23 protein-coding genes are annotated in these 18,134 nt (G+C 37.2%); 5 read left to right on the top strand and 18 right to left on the bottom strand.

The window, feature by feature from the left end:
* Nucleotides 1–317 precede the first annotated feature (317 nt).
* From ACZSMY_RS22220 to ACZSMY_RS22230, 3 genes are all read right to left on the bottom strand, one after another.
* Complete coding sequence (locus ACZSMY_RS22220) at nt 318–590, bottom strand: hypothetical protein (RefSeq protein WP_465148300.1); 273 nt, start codon at nt 588–590, stop codon at nt 318–320.
* Between the two features lie 281 nt (nt 591–871).
* Nucleotides 872–1,111: a YolD-like family protein gene (locus tag ACZSMY_RS22225; RefSeq protein WP_289584881.1), complete on the bottom strand. Its 240-nt coding sequence runs from the start codon at nt 1,109–1,111 to the stop codon at nt 872–874.
* A complete protein-coding gene (locus tag ACZSMY_RS22230; protein ID WP_465148301.1) occupies nt 1,111–1,326 on the bottom strand; it encodes a hypothetical protein in 216 nt (71 codons plus the stop codon). Before ACZSMY_RS22230 ends, ACZSMY_RS22225 begins: the two co-directional genes overlap by 1 nt.
* A gap of 116 nt (nt 1,327–1,442) precedes the next feature.
* On the opposite strand from ACZSMY_RS22230, the gene ACZSMY_RS22235 reads away from it, so the two are divergent.
* The 5 genes from ACZSMY_RS22235 to ACZSMY_RS22255 all read left to right on the top strand — a co-directional run bounded on the left by ACZSMY_RS22235 (nt 1,443) and on the right by ACZSMY_RS22255 (nt 4,710).
* Nucleotides 1,443–1,841, top strand: coding sequence for a hypothetical protein (locus ACZSMY_RS22235; protein ID WP_465148302.1), 399 nt, complete (start codon nt 1,443–1,445; stop codon nt 1,839–1,841).
* Nucleotides 1,842–1,875: 34 nt separating this feature from the next.
* Nucleotides 1,876–2,163, top strand: a complete 288-nt coding sequence (locus ACZSMY_RS22240) for a hypothetical protein (RefSeq protein ID WP_465148303.1) — start codon at nt 1,876–1,878, stop codon at nt 2,161–2,163.
* Between the two features lie 215 nt (nt 2,164–2,378).
* A complete protein-coding gene (locus tag ACZSMY_RS22245) occupies nt 2,379–2,528 on the top strand; it encodes a hypothetical protein (RefSeq protein WP_289584886.1) in 150 nt (49 codons plus the stop codon).
* Between the two features lie 245 nt (nt 2,529–2,773).
* A complete protein-coding gene (locus ACZSMY_RS22250) occupies nt 2,774–3,016 on the top strand; it encodes a DNA-binding protein (protein WP_465148304.1) in 243 nt (80 codons plus the stop codon).
* 686 nt (nt 3,017–3,702) lie between these two features.
* On the top strand, nt 3,703–4,710 hold the full coding sequence (locus ACZSMY_RS22255) for a YheC/YheD family protein (RefSeq protein ID WP_465148305.1): 1,008 nt from the start codon (nt 3,703–3,705) through the stop codon (nt 4,708–4,710).
* A gap of 38 nt (nt 4,711–4,748) precedes the next feature.
* Here the strand turns inward: ACZSMY_RS22255 and ACZSMY_RS22260 are convergent, their stop codons facing one another.
* From ACZSMY_RS22260 to ACZSMY_RS22330, 15 genes are all read right to left on the bottom strand, one after another.
* On the bottom strand, nt 4,749–5,519 hold the full coding sequence (locus ACZSMY_RS22260; RefSeq protein ID WP_465148306.1) for an N-acetylmuramoyl-L-alanine amidase: 771 nt from the start codon (nt 5,517–5,519) through the stop codon (nt 4,749–4,751).
* A gap of 56 nt (nt 5,520–5,575) precedes the next feature.
* Nucleotides 5,576–5,842, bottom strand: a complete 267-nt coding sequence (locus tag ACZSMY_RS22265) for a phage holin (RefSeq protein WP_465148307.1) — start codon at nt 5,840–5,842, stop codon at nt 5,576–5,578.
* Between the two features lie 14 nt (nt 5,843–5,856).
* Entirely contained in the window at nt 5,857–6,201 is a 345-nt protein-coding gene (locus tag ACZSMY_RS22270; RefSeq protein WP_465148308.1) for a hypothetical protein, read from the bottom strand.
* A 60-nt stretch (nt 6,202–6,261) separates the two neighbouring features.
* Nucleotides 6,262–6,522: a hypothetical protein gene (locus tag ACZSMY_RS22275; protein WP_465148309.1), complete on the bottom strand. Its 261-nt coding sequence runs from the start codon at nt 6,520–6,522 to the stop codon at nt 6,262–6,264.
* 90 nt (nt 6,523–6,612) lie between these two features.
* Nucleotides 6,613–6,933, bottom strand: coding sequence for a hypothetical protein (locus ACZSMY_RS22280; RefSeq protein ID WP_465148310.1), 321 nt, complete (start codon nt 6,931–6,933; stop codon nt 6,613–6,615).
* An 87-nt stretch (nt 6,934–7,020) separates the two neighbouring features.
* Entirely contained in the window at nt 7,021–8,982 is a 1,962-nt protein-coding gene (locus tag ACZSMY_RS22285) for a phage tail protein (protein ID WP_465148311.1), read from the bottom strand.
* A gap of 10 nt (nt 8,983–8,992) precedes the next feature.
* The gene (locus ACZSMY_RS22290; RefSeq protein WP_465148312.1) at nt 8,993–9,337 is read right to left on the bottom strand and encodes a hypothetical protein; all 345 of its coding nucleotides are present in this window, start codon (nt 9,335–9,337) and stop codon (nt 8,993–8,995) included.
* On the bottom strand, nt 9,327–10,835 hold the full coding sequence (locus tag ACZSMY_RS22295; RefSeq protein WP_465148313.1) for a S8 family peptidase: 1,509 nt from the start codon (nt 10,833–10,835) through the stop codon (nt 9,327–9,329). The genes ACZSMY_RS22290 and ACZSMY_RS22295 overlap by 11 nt, the downstream gene beginning before the upstream one ends.
* A complete protein-coding gene (locus ACZSMY_RS22300; RefSeq protein ID WP_465148314.1) occupies nt 10,835–11,533 on the bottom strand; it encodes a hypothetical protein in 699 nt (232 codons plus the stop codon). The genes ACZSMY_RS22295 and ACZSMY_RS22300 overlap by 1 nt, the downstream gene beginning before the upstream one ends.
* An 8-nt stretch (nt 11,534–11,541) precedes the next feature.
* Nucleotides 11,542–12,468 carry a phage tail domain-containing protein gene (locus tag ACZSMY_RS22305; RefSeq protein WP_465148315.1) on the bottom strand — a complete coding sequence of 309 codons (927 nt, stop codon included), beginning with the start codon at nt 12,466–12,468 and terminating at the stop codon, nt 11,542–11,544.
* 3 nt (nt 12,469–12,471) lie between these two features.
* Nucleotides 12,472–16,116 carry a phage tail protein gene (locus tag ACZSMY_RS22310; protein ID WP_465148316.1) on the bottom strand — a complete coding sequence of 1,215 codons (3,645 nt, stop codon included), beginning with the start codon at nt 16,114–16,116 and terminating at the stop codon, nt 12,472–12,474.
* Between the two features lie 181 nt (nt 16,117–16,297).
* On the bottom strand, nt 16,298–16,639 hold the full coding sequence (locus tag ACZSMY_RS22315) for a hypothetical protein (protein ID WP_465148317.1): 342 nt from the start codon (nt 16,637–16,639) through the stop codon (nt 16,298–16,300).
* Nucleotides 16,640–16,665: 26 nt separating this feature from the next.
* A complete protein-coding gene (locus ACZSMY_RS22320; RefSeq protein WP_465148318.1) occupies nt 16,666–17,052 on the bottom strand; it encodes a tail assembly chaperone in 387 nt (128 codons plus the stop codon).
* Nucleotides 17,053–17,158: 106 nt separating this feature from the next.
* Nucleotides 17,159–17,701, bottom strand: a complete 543-nt coding sequence (locus ACZSMY_RS22325; protein WP_465148319.1) for a phage major tail protein, TP901-1 family — start codon at nt 17,699–17,701, stop codon at nt 17,159–17,161.
* A gap of 45 nt (nt 17,702–17,746) precedes the next feature.
* A complete protein-coding gene (locus tag ACZSMY_RS22330) occupies nt 17,747–18,133 on the bottom strand; it encodes a hypothetical protein (RefSeq protein ID WP_465148320.1) in 387 nt (128 codons plus the stop codon).
* Between the last annotated feature and the right edge of the window lies 1 nt (nt 18,134).

Raw genomic sequence — 18,134 nt, forward strand, 5'->3', positions numbered from 1 at the left:
CGATACTGGTATGATAGGCTAGGTTCAACGTGGTTCGTAACCATCCCACGCTAAAATTGGGTTGAATTTAGATAATTTAAAAGAATTTCAAATGAGGATAAACGTTGTTATGGAGGCGTTTATCCTCATTTTCATTTTACTCAGGATAATGTGAGATGATATAAAAATTGATTTTGTTTTACACATTTTTTACACACTAAAAAAAGAGAGGTCCTCTTCTCTTTAAATCCTTTTTATAAAATTATTTACTATGTTTTTATGTATCCTTGTAATGCATGATTTATCTCCGAAACGCCTACCCGCAATTTTTTATTTATTTACCATTCAGACACTATATCTACGATTGCCTTAAATGTAGGTTGAGCAATCCACCAACGCTTTCGATTCTTTCTTACCTCATGAACCCTTACTCTTGGATCGTGTAATATTTCATCCTCTAAATAACGGACGGACATGCAAGTGACTTCTGTTAACTTATTGATGTCTACAAGCACCAAATGTTGATGAATTTGCTTACTAACTTCTTGTTCAACGAAATCTCTTAAAGCTTTTTCATCTAACGAAATTTTTATCTCTCCAGTTGGAAACAAATTTTCACCTCCGATATATTCTACTTAGAAAGAATTTTTCCTTCTTAAAGTATAGATTTATGGTAACATTGTTACTAAGTTGGGGCTAAAAATAATACGTGGGTGAACGTTAATTTATAACCAAATAAAAAAGACGCACCGTCCTTGTAGTGCGTCTTTTTGTTCCTACATAAAAATGAGATAACATAATATATCGTTAAAAAAAATAAACAAAAGGATTATATAGGAATAGGTAAATTATAACATAGAGAATGCATAATAAGTATATATTTTTTGATAATTTACACTTTTATTACTTGCACTATCCAATTAAACGGAATATCAATTTCTCTATCCTCATCATTGGAACATCTAACCACCATATCCCAAATGTTCATAGGTTTGTCTATGTAACAAGTTATTTCATGAAAGTCATCATCCTTAAAATATTTAATATTTACCTCTGCCCCTTGCTTGTGAGCGTCATATATCATACTTCCGTTATATTCTAATTGATCTAAATCCAATACAGGCTTTTCCATTATGCACCAATGCCCCTTTTCGCTTGGCCACAAGATAAAATATTTTCTAACTTAAAGCTGCGTACCTGTTTTCTATAGAAGCAATAGGCCAACACTCTTTTATCATCTATATCCATTACACGAATAATACGCTGGCTAACCTTAGCTTTAGAGTCCATATAATAAATCATGACCTTTTCTTTTTTATCCAAAGACTTATTAAGTAACCCAATCATAATTATCCCTCCAAAAATTGCCGTTTGACGAATGTTTGTTCTGGTTATAATATAAATATATCACACAAAACAGAACAAGTGTACTGTTATTTTTTAACAAGAAGGGAAGGTTTGGAATGGAAAATGTATCTATAACCTACGTAACACCTGAGATGCATGGCTATAAGGATCGCGGTATTTTGAAATGGCAAGGGATGATGTTAAGCGACCACACAGACGCATTAAAAAAAGAAATGAATGAGTATGAAGAAGTTAAACCGAAAGAAGAAATGACGGAGGATGCAATTGCAGAAGTGTTAAATAAGGCATTTATAAATAGCTATCCTGTTTTAATCCAGGCAAACGTGATGCAAAACGGACTGTATTATAAAGACCTCCAATGCAAACTGGAAGGATACGCAGAAGGTCAGATTCATTTAAAACTGAAAGATGGAAGAACTACCTGTTGTATTCTTGAAGAAATAAGAAATGTGGAAATGATGAATCCTTTGGATTGGTATGATAAGCTAAAATAAGATTTCGCAATAACACAAAAAGGAGTATCGATATATGACAGAAAAATATAAATTGTTTTTAGATAAAATAAAAATACATGAAAATCATTTAAAAAAAGAAGTTAAATTAGCGCAAGAATTAGAGAGAAATTCACCTTACATCGATGATTACCAAAAGAAGAAAATTATCGATGAGGATGGAGAAACTGTTGTTTTTATCTCAAAAATAGAAATTAATGAATTTAAATATAGCAAAGAACGTGATGAAATTTATCATAATCGGATTACCGGTAAAGCATTAAACTATTGGTTAGATTTTGTTATAGATAAAGTTAAAGTTTAAATAATATATACAGCCCCACTTTGTGAGGGCCTTTTTTTATATTTAAGATACGTAACGTGGAGCATTTGGGTCCTTTGGATCGGTCTGATAAAAGATTAATGATACAAGATATTTCTAGCATTTTTATTGAAAAAAATTAAAAAAACCCTAAAACCTATTTACTTTTTTGAATAGATATAGTATAATTAATTTATCAAGTTAAGGGAGGTGAACAGGTGGATGTAGAAAAAATCATAGCATTAATTGGAGTTACAGCAGGAGCGTTCAAAGCCATCACGTCAGGATTGAAAGATATCCACGACATGAGAAAGACGAACAAAAAGAAAAAGCGACGCTCTCCCGCCAAGAAGAAACGTCGCAAGTAACTTACAGGGAAGGGTAAAACCTTCCCCTCCAATTAATATTATAACACATCCACCCTATGCTATGATAAAAAAATTCGGTTACACTAATGTAATGGTATTAGCTATAGGAATATTGATTATTGTAACTTTTGTTGATTTCAATAATTTAAAAGCTATAGACTACGTAATACTTTCACTTTTCGGCATTACTGTTCTGATTCATCTAATTAGAATTGTATTACTTCTTATGAAAGGCTGGGATTAAATTGAAGTATGAATTTGAATCTACAGAGGAATTGTTGGATTTTTTAAATGAAAATTTATTATCAACTGTTGAAACAGCAGAGATTTTAGAAGTGTCTAAAGCACGGGTCGGGCATATGGTGAAAGACGGTAAGTTAATACCAGCTAAAGACCAACCCAAAGTGTTTTTAAAAGAAACTGTGCTGGAAAGAAAACAAGAACAAGAAGATTTAAGGAAAAAATATAGACCGTATGATGAAAAATAAGCCCCTTACGCCGTGAAGAGCTTATTTTTGCGAAAAGAAAGACGCCTGCAATTATCTATGCAAGCGTCCAACCTTTGAGTCCCAATTGCCAAAGCAAATCCAAATATCCCACAGAGCATTCTATGTACGTACTTCCATAAACGTGAAGTTTTATTCTTAGTTAACAAAAAAAGCCACCTCTACACAGGGGCGCAGAAGTGCCTAAGATTCAAGCTTACGGAAATATTAGGTGTGTTCAATAATAGGTCAAGGGATATTATCCGTTTATCCCTTATTTATCTATGTAATTCGATTTTATCCTATGAAAAAAGGTTTGTAAAGGGTTTACAAAGAAAAAGGCGCCCGCAAGTATCTTAACGAGCGCTTCATCATCTATATAAAGGATGGAGTTAGGAAAAGGGTGGTACCCCTATATCCTTACGATATAATTTTATCTTATAGGAGAGTTCGTGTAAACAGATAATAAAAAGACGCCCGCGGTGCATAGTCGGACGTCTAATTGCAGATTTACAGATAGTCAAATACTGAAGATGGAGGTATCAGATTTCTATAATTCTGCAATTTAATATTAGCCTATCATATTTAAGACTGTAAAGTCTCAAAACGTGAAGGCTTATTTTCTTGTATTAATTTACAGAAAAATAAGTTATCATGATATTATATGGACGATTAAGGAGGAATAAATTATGAAAGTAGGCATGTTAAGATATCCTGAAAAACCACCCTTTCTAGCTCGAACTATCGCTTATATTTGCAGCCATTATAATATTGACTTTTTCTATTTTAGACCAGAGGATGTTGACTTAACTTATCAAAAAATAAATGCGCTATTTTTAGTTAACGGAGAATGGTTGCGAAAGGAAACGGATTTTCCAGACGTTATAGATAACGCTCCAATGCGGGAGCGTGATAAATTTTTGTATAGTGTATTAGAAGACCATAGTATTTTAACAACAAGAAGAATCGGTTCAAAAAAGAAAATCTTTAATATGTTAGAAAAAGATGGCAGGTTTAAAGATATATTAATTCCTTATAAGTTAATAGAGGATGAAGTGGACATTAAATTAGCTATTGATGAATACGGAAAGGTTTTACTTAAACCATCTCGAAGTAACCAAGGTAAGCATATTTATGTAATTGAACGTAATAATAATGGCTTTCAGGTTAGTACGGACTCTACAACAAACAGTTATTCGGATCAAGCATTTACTAGCCTATATAATGAAGTCTTTGCTGATAGATTGTATATTTGCCAGCCGTTTATTGATTCTAAAACTAAAGAGGGTCACCCATTCGATGTGCGCATACATACTCGTAAAAACATTGAAGGTAAGTGGTCAACTGTTAAAATATACCCAAAAATAGGCATTGGAAAATCCGTTACATCTAACATAAGTCAAGGAGGCGGCATAAGCGCCATTAATTCCTTTTTAGAAGCGCAGTTTGGGGATAGGTGGAAAGAGGTTAAGCAACGCTTGAATCAAGTAAGCAAACAATTCCCTGCCCGCTTTCAAACATTATATGACTATCCTATAGATGCATTAGGTATTGACGTAGGCATCGATAAGTCAGGCAAGTTATGGCTTTTTGAAGTAAATACATTCCCTGGTGCTATGTATTTATTTGCAGAGGATGCAGAAGCTCGTGTACAGTATTATAGGTATTGCGCTAATAAAGCTACACAAACAATCTAATATGTATAGCCCCTCACGAAAAGTGAAGGGCTAGTTTTTTATCTAGTGTAATAACGAACATACTGCGTGCTAGCAGTAATATACAGTCCGCTCTTAAGCTGATACATATAACCATTGCCAACTTTAAATTTATCTCTAGCTACTGTAAAAACTTCACCCTCATTAACGATTACCGCTCTGTCATCCCAATTAGCAGTGTTGTAAGTCCATAAGGACGGTGTGATGACCTCAACATAACCTTGCTTACCAGAGCCACCACTACCAGATTTACGTTTTAATCCAAGTGCTTGTGCAATACCATTTGCATGTCCTAAAGCAATCCGATTCAGATAAGCATCTGATTTAAGCTTATTTGCATCAGCAGTTGTGTCGATAAATCCATTTTCAGTGAGGACTGCTGGCATCGCTGTTTCTCTTAGCACATGGAAATTAGCACGTTTTTTACCACGATTATTAAGGTCGACCTGTTTCATAACTTCTGCATGCAGTTTATCACGATAGGTTATTGTGTTATTAGAGACACTTCCATTGTAAATATAATCTTCATAGCCCGTACCGCCACCAGCATTAATGTGGATGGATACAAAGTAATCAGCACCCCAGCTGTTTGCATCATTTGTGCGTTGTGCAAGACTTCGAGTTGTGTCGCTTGTCCTACTCATGCGTATAGAGTGCCCTTCATAGTCACGATTTAAAATGTCCCGTGTTTTTAGTGCGATTTTAAGTGTAAGCACCTTCTCCTGTAAGCCATTTGCAACTGCACCTGGATCTGTTCCGCCATGTCCTGGATCTAAATAAATTCTTGCCATAATAAATTCCTCCTAAAATATTTTTATATAAAAATAAAGAGCAGCCGCAGCTACTCTTATAAACGTTTTGCTTTTTTATCGTCTTTAGTTGCTTTTAAAATGCGGTCTGCCTCTTGTGCTTGCGGTGTGTAACTGTTGTTTTTCCAGTGATTCCAAGCCTCGGTTAAAAATAAAGCAGCAATGGTTAATCCGGTTGCTATTTGCTCGTTATCAAAAGGCAATATTTGATACCCTAAAACCATTCCAGCAGTATTTATAAAAACCACCGCCAACACAATTAATCGTAACCACTTGTTATCAATTCTTTGTAATTTCTCTTTCATTAAAATCCTCTCCTTTAGCTATTAATTACATAAGTCAAGAAAAATACCGCCAGGCTTATACCTAAGGCAAGCCATGACGGTAAGTTATTTAACACATTTTCTCTGCGCTTTACTTCTTTTTCGACATCTTCAATGTTAGCTTTATCTTTCATCTCATCTTTAATTTCACGGATGTCTTTTTCTAACTCTGCCCCTTTATTTCTTGCGCCTTTAGCGATATCGTAAGTCTCGTTTATTCGCTCCTTCATATCTAACAAACTGTCTAGTTTCCCATCCTGTTTTGCTAGCGACACCTTGACTTCCATCAGGACATTCATAAACTTTTCCATGTCCTCCACTTCCTTCTGTGTTGTGTCCATTCTCGCCCCCCTAACTTTAGAGCATGAAAAAAGCACCCCAAGTATGGGATGCTTTAATATTTATTCTTCATATTTGTTTATTAAATCTTTTACCTTGTCATACATTTCTTCGTGTGCTGACTTCGATTCATCCTTTAACAAGCGCCATGGAATTTCAATATCTTTTTTAGAACAAAAGGCTTTTCCATAATACACATCTTCTTTGCCGCCCATAGATTGAGCTATAAGCACCTCGAAATCCCAAATATCTTCCGTTTTACCATCAATATCATCAATTCTTAAAAAGTAATGCTCAGTAACATTGCTAACATGAATTATCATTTTATCTCCTCCTTCCTACTACTTATATCGGCATAGTAGAAGGTATTTTTAAGCATTAAAAGACACCTCTTTATGAGATGTCTTTTGCGGTTAATTATTTTCCTCATGTGCTTTTCTATTCCAAAGCAACTTATATTCATTATTTTCTTCTATTAATGTGACTACATCTATCACTGATGAATTAGTATTCAATAAATGAAATACATGGGTGCCCACAGGTCCTGCCGTTTTTTGAGGATGTCCAATCGATATCATTTTGTTTAAGAAAAACCTTTGAAGTGATTCTGTTATTTTTTCAACCGGTATATCGCTTAATTCTTCTTTTGATGACGATGAAAGCATATCATATATTTTCGTATCACCATTTTTACCGTATGCATAAATTAATTCCATAGCTTTTTCTGAATCCAATATTATCCCTCTCCTTTCCGTCTTAATTATAATAATATTCGACAAAAAGAAGGAAATTCCTGCATAAAATAACAATTATTCAGTGATTTATGTCAACCATGTAATATTTCCAAACCTACTAATTCCAGCTTCTCCATCATTATTAACGAAAAAGTAAGTGTTTTCGGTTGGACCAATTCTTGCAGAGTTAGTACTACTGCGGATTTTAACATTGCTACCTACATCGATATCCGGAGATTCGATTTTTCTTGCCCAGAATTTTTCATTATCAAAATACCCCATAATGTAGGCGTTACCGTCATTTCGATTGTAACTAAACTGGTACCTTCCGTTCGAACCGTTCCTTCCGTAATAATTTCTGACAGTATGATCTGGTTCGTATAGACTGCAAGCTTGATTTCGTGGGCTGTCGCCCTCCCATAGTTTCGTGGAAGAGAACACTCCCGCCCAGGAATCGTTCGAGTATGGTCCAGCAATAAATGTATAGTGACTACCGTCATAACTAAATGTACGGAAAGTTGGTCTAATCAGACTTTCTACGGAATGACCGATGTTAAAGTAACCCTCATCTCTATCCAGTATCAATCGGAGTCCAGGTATATCCGTGTCGACTATATTTCCGGGTCCAAATCTTCCAATCTGAAAACCGTTCGGATGGTAAAAGGTTAAATCATACTGCCCGAAATTCATCGTCAATTTATCGCCAACATAACTCCATATCGAACCGTCAGAGATATCAACGCGTCTATCTCCGCCAGCAGTAATCGTTCCAGCTAAAATATGTTCTGCAAGGATGCCTCGACCAGTGATAGCGTTACGGAACGTCCTACCGCCATCCTGCGATATCCCTAAACCTGCACTATTTAAAACTACAACAAGGTTAGGGTTATTTGGATCACGGGCAATGATGCCATTCTCAAAATCCAATTCAGTTTGAGCAGAAAGTAACGCCTTGGTTACTTGTGCTACCTCATTATTTAAGGCATTCATCGGCAGCTTGCGTTTACCTTCTAAAATATCACTAATGGCATTTGTAGCATTACGCATTTTTGACTGATGACGTTTGACGATATCTTGACTGCCAAATGTGATATCAAGGGCGATAATTTCGCCTTTCCAGTTCTTTGTTTCCTTCTGATTTACAATTCTCACTTCTTCATTAAAGCCAATTCGTTCATCAATTAAAAATACCCTATCGCCGACATTAGTCTGACCAATAGGGTACCCCTGCGCTCTTAAATCGTGAATATCAGCAGTAACACTTATCTTAATAGATTCGTCTACAATCTTTTTCATATTTCGATTAAGCGTTGGCTCGTTACGAATTCTACCATCTTTCAAAGGCTCTGATTCACGTATACCAAGAATGTATACTAACGGAGAAGCATAATCGCCTGTCAATTTTGCATCTTGCCAATCCCCTGCTTCTTTGTCACCTTCATAATCTGCATAACCTTTAATATAGGTATACATTTCTGAAGCATCTACATCATAAACGACATTAGATGCGTTTAAGCGATGTCGGTACATGATGTTTTTATCTTCTCCAACCTGTTCATTGATAAATACTGTGTTGCCCACAGGGGGGTGAAATTCTCCACCATAGCGATTAAGCCAATCCTGGAACATTTTAAGGCGTTTCGTACCACCTCCAAAATTTTCCCATTCCGATGCAGAGTAGTCACCATTTAATACATAATTATAGCCACTATCAGAAAAAATAAGGTCTAGTCCCCTTCTGGCAGTCATCGAACCGCTATGCAACTCATGTACTACTGACACATTAAAGTCGTCAAAAAACTTTGGAATGGCACGTATTTGGGCTTTAAGATATTGCCCTTCTCCACGCTTTTGAATAGCAACTATTTTCCATTCCGTTTCATCATCATCCACCAAAGTCCAAAGTTCCGATAACTCCATCAAAAAACGGCTATTTGGTTTGTTATATTCCAAATCAGCCGTTAATATTTTGTCACTATTTAATGCATGATCTACCTCTGTCGTTGCCATCACAACATATTCCCGATTGTTTAAGTCTCTAACATACATTTAATCACCTTCATTCAATAACAGCACTATCAAAGACACGTATTTTAAAACTTAAATCAGATGGATAAATATAAGTGAATTCCTCAACGACAATATGCACCTCTACACTATACGTTCCAGCTGGGAGAACTTCATCAATGTTAAACTCTAAACGACTGTCAAATACAGTAGAAGACTGCTGATATTTGATTTCATTTTGACTATCAACTAAATAGATTTGAGCCAATTGACCGTTCAATGAGAGCATGGATAATTTATTTTCATCCAGTAACTCAAGTACGAAAGTGCTTGCATTATCACCTTGAGCAATTCTAGTTACCCTGTTGACAGATCTGATATTTAAACTATTCGCCATAACCTACCGCCTCCACTTCTTTCCAATCTCCATCAATTTTTGCGTAAGCTTCTGTTGCTTGCCACATGTAATCTGTATATCGCCTGAATTGGCTGACTGCTGTATCTAAAACAGATAGCTCGTATAGTTCTTCTGGTGGTTGCGGAATCCCTCTACTTCTGTTTTTCACAGGCAATTCCGGTGGTCTTATACTATTAGCAAAAAGTATTTCTATAAGTTCTTGCGCTGTTTTATCCGAAAAAAGTTGCCGAATAAGCGCCAAATATCCAGCTATCATCGGAACCGACATAGAAACACCTGTCATGCGTCCATATTTATTCCCAGCATAACAAGACATAATATTATGTCCAGGAGCCGATACGTCCAACCAATTATAATCACTATTAGATTTAAATTTTCTACCATCATCTCCTGTGTGACTAACAACGACTACGTTAGGCATCTTCGGTAACAATTCTACGAAGTTCACTTCTCCACTACTTGTACTCGCTGGTACGACTACTATAACTCCGCGTCTATATGCTCGTAAAAATGCCTCACGCATAGCAAGTCTTAAATGTTTTGGGGCACCCATTGCGCTAGTACGCCTGTCAGTTGCTTCATATCTAGCACTATTCTCTGTTATTGCTTGCGAAATAGATAAAATATCAATCCCTTCCTCAATGGCATAATCAATTGCCTCAATGAGTGACTTAATGCGGGTTTCTATAGTCAGCATATACATCCGGATTACATAATGCTCAGCATCTGGAGCAACACCGCATGGATATCCGTTTTGTAAGTTCCTGGCTAAAACAATACCCGCACAATGTGTATGATGGTCACCGGCAGCATAATAATAGGTGTCATGATATAAACACGCATGACCTCCTGCGATAGGTAAAGCATCATGCTCTCCAATACCGTGGTCAACAATGCCAACTTTCACGCCTTGACCCGTAATGCCTCGATTCCAGAAATCATCTATCTTTAGCCTTGCATGAGCGTAGGTGACGGTTGTTTTCAAGTAATTATCGAGATAGTTGTCTTCAGGTGCCGGTGAATAATCTGAAACTCTGGTGCTCTGTTCTAATTGATCATCCCACACAGTGAAATCTACATCTTCGGTAGAGTTTGAAGTCCTTACTTGAAACTGAAAGATATTAGTATTTCTTACACTAGTATGCTCAAACCTTATTACTTCATTTCCACCGATTCGTTGCTCATAATGCCTGTCAGTACCGGAATCCATTCCATTAAATCTAACAATTCTACTTTCACTCAAATTGTTTTTTACATAAACAGATGCGGTGTGTATTTCACCAACCTCACCAATCCGACCATAAGATACCAATGCTTTAAGGTTTGTTGTTCCTCCAGAGGTTGTTATTCTTACAGCGTTACCTATATTAAATTCAGGTACTTCTATATTAGGTTCTCTGTTGACCGTCGAATCACTGTAACTTTGGAAATTGAATTTATTAGAACCAATTATCAAATTCCGTCCTCTATCCAACATCAGTTATCACCTACTGGTTTAAACCAAAATTGAGCATCATTTGGAGGATTATCTCCGACATAAAACTGCTGTGGCGGCGTTACGCTATCGTTCATAATCCGATAGATTTGTGCAATCTTGGCCACTACCTCAATTTCAAAAAAGTAAATATTCAAGAAGTTTTCACTTCTGTCCAAGAAGCGACCGTTCATCATTTGCAGACTTTCTCCAATCCATTGTTCCGGATTGCTTTGCCAGCTGTCACGTCTATCTTGCCTAAAATGAACGGTCTGCCCTGATAAATTACGTTTAAACAGTGTATAGCGCTTATTCTGTTCCAAAGGAAAATTCAATACTAATCGATTCCATCCGGAATTTACACGTACTGTTTTATAAGCTATTTGAGCACTTGCGGGTTCTCCTGCTTCTTGTTCGGATAGTCCAATACCAATGGAACCTGCATTATTGGAAAATACCCACACACCATGGATAATACCGTTAACCTTAGATATAAAATTCGCTCCGTAGTCAGACGTATTGTTAAACTCTCCGCTTGATGGTTTTGTAGCACCATTGATGTCGACATCTGTGGCATTTGGATTTGTGCTAATTATATCTTTAATAATTTCAGCAGGAATGTGAGATAGTGTTTCAAAATTATCATTAATCTTTTTTAATTCGTCCCGATCTAACGGACTTCCTATTGTTTCAATTGTCATATAATCACCTACTTGTAGTAATATGGAAAGTCAAATGCAATTATTGCGCTATTACAAAAGAAAATCTGAATATTGTTCCATCCCGGGGAAAGTTCAATAAAATCTTTTCTCGTATCACGTAAAAATGCCAAGTTGTTTCGTGTGACGTTAGCACCATCATAAACAACAGTATCTGTAGACCTTAAAGGTACATTGACTCTTGCCCTACTACCATTTGTTGAATTGGTAATCTGAAACATGTCAGTACTACCTCGAACATTAGATACAGTTATCTTTAAATCCTGTTCAAACGGGTGAATAGGGACATTACCGGCATTAAAAACTCGAAAAGTTTCTCCTGATTCAACCTCATGCGTGTAAACAAGAGATTCATCTGTTAATTCCAAGCCCATTCCAAACCCCCATAGTTCACTGATTACATCAATGCCGTCACGTTGAATGTCTTGGGTGGTGCCGATGGATTCCGCAAATGGTAATTCCGTGGTCTCGAATATTAATTCTCCTTCACCATCATATATCATTTGCTCTAATTCAAACGTATTCTGTAAACGAACCTTATATATTTTTCCTCCGATAAATTTATTATTTGTAGATTCATCCATTTTTGCTGGTTCATTCAAATCAACAAAAGCGTAAGCAAGCATTTTCGCTCGCCTACGCTCTCTGATATAGTATGATTCTTTATCTAATACTTTTTCAAATAGTAAATCTCGCAATAATGGGTAGTCGTGGTAATCTCTAGCTCGAACCATGAACGGTATTTTTATAGTTCTCACGCCATAAGTTGAGCCATAATCAACACGCCGGTCTGTACCTTCAACTTCACCATATTGAGGTTCTATGGGTATGGATGACACGATGAAGTCTTTAACCATCACACCGAAATCCTCAAAATTGAAAGACTCCCCATTCTGTTTTATGATTTGGGCATCCACCGATTAAAACCTCCTTATAGTAGCTTCCACTGCATTTTGTTCATTGACATAAGCTCTTACACCCTCTTTGTTATCATAGACATTTATTTCTATAGGTTGTCTCCTAACGTCAACGTTTGCATTGACGCCATTCTGCACCTGCGCTACAGCATTACGCTTTATTCCTTTCAAACTGGAAGCAATCTGTGATGATTTCATATCCATTTCCGGATTAAATGACTTCGTTGCTACAGATGCCATGTTGGTGCTGATATTAGCAACTTTGTTTTTCATTCTTCCAGCACCACGAACCCAGCCTTGGAAAGTATATACACCAAACTTATCAAATACTTTAGAAGGCGAATTAATGCCTAGCAGGCTTTTAGCACCTTCAATAGCTCCATCAACAACGCCTTTAGCAGCATCTATAACATCATCAGCCATTGATAAAATACCATCAATTAATCCATCGATAATATTCTTTCCAATGCTGAATAAATCAATGTCTCCAAAAAAGTCCATCACATTGTTCCAGATATCTTGAATCGTTGTCCAGACGTTATCCATTGCTTCTCCAACAGCGCTAACAATATCATTGAATATATTAGATACTGTATCAAAAATAGAACTAACAACATCCGATACAGTAGAGCTAATACTATTCCATATACTCGAAATCGTATCCCAAATACTGCTCATGACACTGCTGATTGTGCTAAAAATGCTACTAAAAATACTGCTGACCGTACTGAAAATGCTACTTAACACACTAGAAACAGTTGATACTATAGTATTCCATACGCTAGACGTCACACTAGAAATCGTATTCCAAGTATCTGTTATGAAACTCTTAACTGAATTAAATACGCTGGTTGCAACGCTTTTAATTCCATTCCATACTGCGCTTAGCACACCTTTTATCGCATTCCAAACAGCTGACGATACAGATTGTATGATATTCCACACTGTTGATATTAGGTCCTGAATACCGTTAAACTGCGTATCTGCCAGTGTTTTGATTCCATTCCATATCGACATGAGAACGGATTTTATTCCGTTCCATACAGCCGACGTAATGCTTTTGATGGTATTCCACACCGTTGACACGACATTCATCACATTATTAAAGGCACTCGTTGCAATACTTTTGATGCCATTCCATATAGTCGTGAGAACAGATTTAATACCGTTCCAAACTGTACTCGATACAGATTTAATCATGTTCCAAACAGAAGTTATCACCGATTTGATTCCATTAAAAATAGGCGTCACAATAGACAACAATGTATTCCATATCGTTGATAAGACTGTTTTGATATTATTCCACGCCGTTGTAGAAGTGGTTCTTATACCGTTCCATAAGCCTGTGAAAAATGCAACTAGTCCCGCAAATACTGTTGATGCAGCAACTACAATTGCATTCCATACTGTCGTTATCCCGGCTTTTAAAATTTCCCACGCCGTTAAAGCCACAGTTTTGATCGTGTTCCACAAATCTGTAAAAAATGTTTTTAATCCTTCCCAAACTGGAGTGGCAACTGCAATAATCCCTTGCCATACAGCGGTTAAAGCAATTTTAATAGCATTCCATACAGTTGTTGAGATTGTCATAATCGCATTCCATAGACCTGTAAAGAATGCTTTCAGCCCTTCCCAAATCGGAGTTGCGACAGCGATGATACCTTGCCATACAGCAATCAAAATGGTTTTAATGACGTTCCATGCTGCTCTAGCTGTCGTGCTTATTACTGTCCAAACACCTTGAAGGAAAGTTGCAATGCCTTGAAATATAGGAATAGCAACGGATAAAATCCCCTGCCAAACTGACGATAGAAAAGAAGTTATCTCTGTCCATGCCGTCATTGCTGTGGTTTTAATCCATTCCCAAATAGAAACAAAGAAGTTGACAATTCCAGTCCATACCGATGTTGCTATTTCTTTAATATTCTGCCATGTATTGGATAGAAACGTAGTAATCGCATTCCAAACAGTGGAAGCAACGTTTTTAGTTCCTTCCCAAACAGTGCTGAAGAAGTTTGTTATCGCCGTCCATACTGTTGTTGCAATGCTTTTTATCTTACTCCAAGTGGACGAAAGGAAATCACTTACTGTACCCCAAGCTTGAATAGTGAATGCTTTGATTTGATCCCAGTATTGAAAGATAATCATAGCCACTAAAATAACAGCTTGGACCACTATACCGATTGGGCCACCCGCAAAACGCAATAACGCACCGCCGATTCTAGCAATCCACGGTCCGACTACCGTCATAATATTGATAAATCCGGAAAATGCGGTAATTACCATAGTGATAAACGGTATAAGCGCAAGTAAAGCTCCACCTAACACCGTTCCTAAAGCAATTAATTTTCCTATAATCGGATTGTTTTGCATCATAGAACTTGCCCACTGTAAAAATCCATTTGCTACATCCAGCATCTTAGAACCTAACGGAGCGAGTGCAACACCTAAGTCGATGATAAAACCGATAACGTTACCTATTAGATCAATTACTTTCGGGCCATTCTCCTGAACATACTGGATGAATTTCTGGAACCCGTCAGACTCTGCTATTGTAGATGACCATTCGCGGAACCTTTTCATCATTTGACCTAAGGCGTTAAATATAATTTCACTATTTGCACTGAACGCAACAAAAAGATTAATGATTCCATGAAAGGCGTCACCAAATATCCCCCTTACTGTTGGAAGATTGGTTTTGATGTAATCAACGAATTTTTGTAAAGAATCTGACTGTGCAACTTTGGAAGCCCAGTCTGCGAAATTCGCACCCATTTGTTGAAAACCTTCTGAGGCATCCCGTATAGCTGGACCGAACGCAGTAAGCAGGGTCATTATTCCTTTACCAAAATTACCTATGGCAAGTCCTAGATTCTGAAATACCATTGGTCCGACTGTATTGATCATGTCAAAAAAGTCCGTTGCTATTTTTGAATCAAAAAACTTATCAAATCGCTCTGACAGTATTCTTACATACGTACCAACTTTTTCAAAAGCTGGCTGTAATGCGACAACGACTTTTTCCAGGCCTGACATAGCTGCAGTAAATGCTCTAGCTACATCTGGTGCGATTGCATCCGTTACACCTTGCCAAGCACTTTTTAGCGATTCTAATTGCTTTGCTGCCTTCTGATTTTCTGCCGTAGCTTCTGCGGTACCATCAATGATACTTGTAATGGTCGGTGTCGCTGCTGCACCAAAAGCGAGCGCTAACCCGCCAGCAATACCAAACGCTGCACCTAATGCTGCTACTCCAGAAGCTAAAACGCCAAGCGCATTAACTGCTGCCATAATAGCCGGAACTAATGAAGCGATAATTGGAACTAATACAGAAGAAAACGATAGCGCAATACCGCCTATCATACTGCTCATCACAATACCAAATGACTGCATAAAGCTTGCCATTCTCTTGATGGCGTTCTGGAAATGGCGAACTTCTTCTTCTGCAGCGTTAAAAACACGCTTATTCATATCTCCAAATGTTTTAAAGCTTTTCAAAGCATTTTTAGCTCTTACTCGAATAGGGATGTTGACTCGTCGTTCAAGTGCTTGTTTAACAGCCTGTAGCATTCCCATTTTACGGGTTGCTTCTGACGTATCAGCATCTACGTTCACAGTATTTTTCGACTTAGTAAAAGCTTGCATCATCTTCCTGGCTTTACGGATATTACGCCTTAGGAGCTTTATGTCCGCACCTAATTCTGTATCTTTTACAGATTCAGATTCTCTTTTAAATTTTTGGGTTACTCTACGCGCAATGTCAATAGCCCGTTTGTATTTACTAGTTTTTGCTTTCAATTCTGCTTCAATACTATAATTCGCCATCATTTCACTCCTTTCTGTTTAGATTCATTGCAAGTTCTGCAGGAGAAGGCTGATTATTGATTGGCTTTGATTTTTCTATAGGGTTATTAAAATTCTCGTCAACCTTTTTCAATGCCTGCTCATAGTCAAAAAAGTCCTCGAAACTTTCAAATACATATTTTTCTTTTGGTTTTTTCTCCGTTCCGACATTTTCCGTTGCGGATACATTTCTATTTAAAAAAGCAGATAAATGCATGTTGTATAAATCATCGATTTCTTTATACTCCTGTGCATACCGCTTGTAATGGAATTCTGATAAAGTCATCATTTCTACATCACGTAAACGATTCATGCCAAGCTTACGCATAGCATAAATGACAACCTCATTATAGGTTAGTCCGTCTCTACTGGTTCCACCGCTTTGATCTTCGGTTCTTTCTTGAACTCTTCCGGAACTAGATTTCGGGTCATAGGTCGCTTTCCCAACTCTTCAATGACCTGTTCCCCAAATGCTTCAAAGCCTTCTCTTTCAGCGATGTCATCCAATACTATTTCCAACTCTTCATAAGTTTTAGGTGACTTCTTGTCATGGGATGATGCAGCTTTAATTACTTTGGATAGACCAATAATATTCCCGGATTGTAATTTAGGCACAAGCATTTCCAATCCTTCACCCAGGTTAGCCCCTTCAATTTCAAATCCTAGCTCCTTATCAATCTCTGTTAATGTACGTAACCCAAAAGATAATTCAATTTCTCGTCCGTTAAATGTAATATGCATATAATATTCCTCCTATATTAAAAAGGGGCGAAAAGCCCCCTGTTATCCTAGTTATCCTAATTTAAAATTTTGTCCAATTGTGGCATCCCCTATTGGAAGGGGATTATTAGGGAGTTTGATTGTCATCCTCTGTTGCTAAACCATCATCTGCAGGATCATCTGCTAAAATGTCATGGAAAACATAAGATAATGTTTCAATATCTCCATCTGGCAACGTAACCCTGCCTTTTTGACGAGTACCTGATGTTAGAAAGGTTCCTTCTACTTCCGGATTATCTTCTGACCCGTCAGTAGTCTCCCATTCACTGATATATCCTTGTCTATATTCAGCTGCAAAGGTTGTTCCGCCTTCTGAACTCTCACGGTCTGCAAGATCTACTTCCCACATTTCTACCGGATAATCCTCCACAATGGAATCTTCCAGCATTGTAAATGTTGGGTCTTTTTTGGATTGTAGAGCAGATATAGATACTTCGTTTTCCAATGCAGCAGAACCTTGAACCCCTCCGTCTTTTGTTGGCGTAGATTCTCTATCACGAGAATATGATTTACTGTGTTCAGTCTGAAATACCAGTTTAGCTGCTTCTGCTGCTTCACCAAGCTTCCGAAAATATAATACTTTGTGTACTCCATTTGCAATTTGAGCCATTTACTTGCCCCTCCTTTATATTAAAAAAAGCACTCTACTGAGCGCTTAAGAAATTCTGTATTCTGCTGTTATGATGCTGTGTAACAAATCATCATCTGTGGAATTATCATAGATTGTATTCGCATTAAGCGTTTCATACCGTAGATAATAATTTTCTAGTTTTGACAGATCTCTTAATGCCTGCTTTAACGCAAAAACCATTTCGGAATGTTTAGCCCGGTTATTTGCATAACTCCATACATGCACAGTCTGTGCTAGATTTGCAGTAATCACCTGTTTATTATCCGCGATATCATTGTCTGTGGTTTCTCCCACATGTACGAATGGATACGGGCCTTCATATTTCACATGCGAATAATCAATCGTGGTGTACCCCAATGCTAATGATTTACTAAACACAGCATTAAATAATTGAATGTCTGGTGCTTGCATA

The sequence above is a fragment of the Oceanobacillus sp. B139/18 genome, assembly GCF_055524595.1.

What these genes read in the sequence shown, in the direction of transcription:
- ACZSMY_RS22295 (WP_465148313.1), bottom strand. Translation starts at nt 10,835, where the DNA reads ATGTTGGATAGAGGACGGAATTTGATAATTGGTTCTAATAAATTCAAT.
- ACZSMY_RS22320 (WP_465148318.1), bottom strand. Translation starts at nt 17,052, where the DNA reads ATGCATATTACATTTAACGGACGAGAAATTGAATTATCTTTTGGGTTA.
- ACZSMY_RS22325 (WP_465148319.1), bottom strand. Translation starts at nt 17,701, where the DNA reads ATGGCTCAAATTGCAAATGGAGTACACAAAGTATTATATTTTCGGAAG.
- ACZSMY_RS22330 (WP_465148320.1), bottom strand. Translation starts at nt 18,133, where the DNA reads ATGCAAGCACCAGACATTCAATTATTTAATGCTGTGTTTAGTAAATCA.
- ACZSMY_RS22230 (WP_465148301.1), bottom strand. Translation starts at nt 1,326, where the DNA reads ATGATTGGGTTACTTAATAAGTCTTTGGATAAAAAAGAAAAGGTCATG.
- ACZSMY_RS22235 (WP_465148302.1), top strand. Translation starts at nt 1,443, where the DNA reads ATGGAAAATGTATCTATAACCTACGTAACACCTGAGATGCATGGCTAT.
- ACZSMY_RS22225 (WP_289584881.1), bottom strand. Translation starts at nt 1,111, where the DNA reads ATGGAAAAGCCTGTATTGGATTTAGATCAATTAGAATATAACGGAAGT.
- ACZSMY_RS22255 (WP_465148305.1), top strand. Translation starts at nt 3,703, where the DNA reads ATGAAAGTAGGCATGTTAAGATATCCTGAAAAACCACCCTTTCTAGCT.
- ACZSMY_RS22310 (WP_465148316.1), bottom strand. Translation starts at nt 16,116, where the DNA reads ATGATGCAAGCTTTTACTAAGTCGAAAAATACTGTGAACGTAGATGCT.
- ACZSMY_RS22260 (WP_465148306.1), bottom strand. Translation starts at nt 5,519, where the DNA reads ATGGCAAGAATTTATTTAGATCCAGGACATGGCGGAACAGATCCAGGT.
- ACZSMY_RS22290 (WP_465148312.1), bottom strand. Translation starts at nt 9,337, where the DNA reads ATGGCGAATAGTTTAAATATCAGATCTGTCAACAGGGTAACTAGAATT.
- ACZSMY_RS22285 (WP_465148311.1), bottom strand. Translation starts at nt 8,982, where the DNA reads ATGTATGTTAGAGACTTAAACAATCGGGAATATGTTGTGATGGCAACG.
- ACZSMY_RS22270 (WP_465148308.1), bottom strand. Translation starts at nt 6,201, where the DNA reads ATGGACACAACACAGAAGGAAGTGGAGGACATGGAAAAGTTTATGAAT.
- ACZSMY_RS22315 (WP_465148317.1), bottom strand. Translation starts at nt 16,639, where the DNA reads ATGCGTAAGCTTGGCATGAATCGTTTACGTGATGTAGAAATGATGACT.
- ACZSMY_RS22240 (WP_465148303.1), top strand. Translation starts at nt 1,876, where the DNA reads ATGACAGAAAAATATAAATTGTTTTTAGATAAAATAAAAATACATGAA.
- ACZSMY_RS22300 (WP_465148314.1), bottom strand. Translation starts at nt 11,533, where the DNA reads ATGACAATTGAAACAATAGGAAGTCCGTTAGATCGGGACGAATTAAAA.
- ACZSMY_RS22265 (WP_465148307.1), bottom strand. Translation starts at nt 5,842, where the DNA reads ATGAAAGAGAAATTACAAAGAATTGATAACAAGTGGTTACGATTAATT.
- ACZSMY_RS22275 (WP_465148309.1), bottom strand. Translation starts at nt 6,522, where the DNA reads ATGATAATTCATGTTAGCAATGTTACTGAGCATTACTTTTTAAGAATT.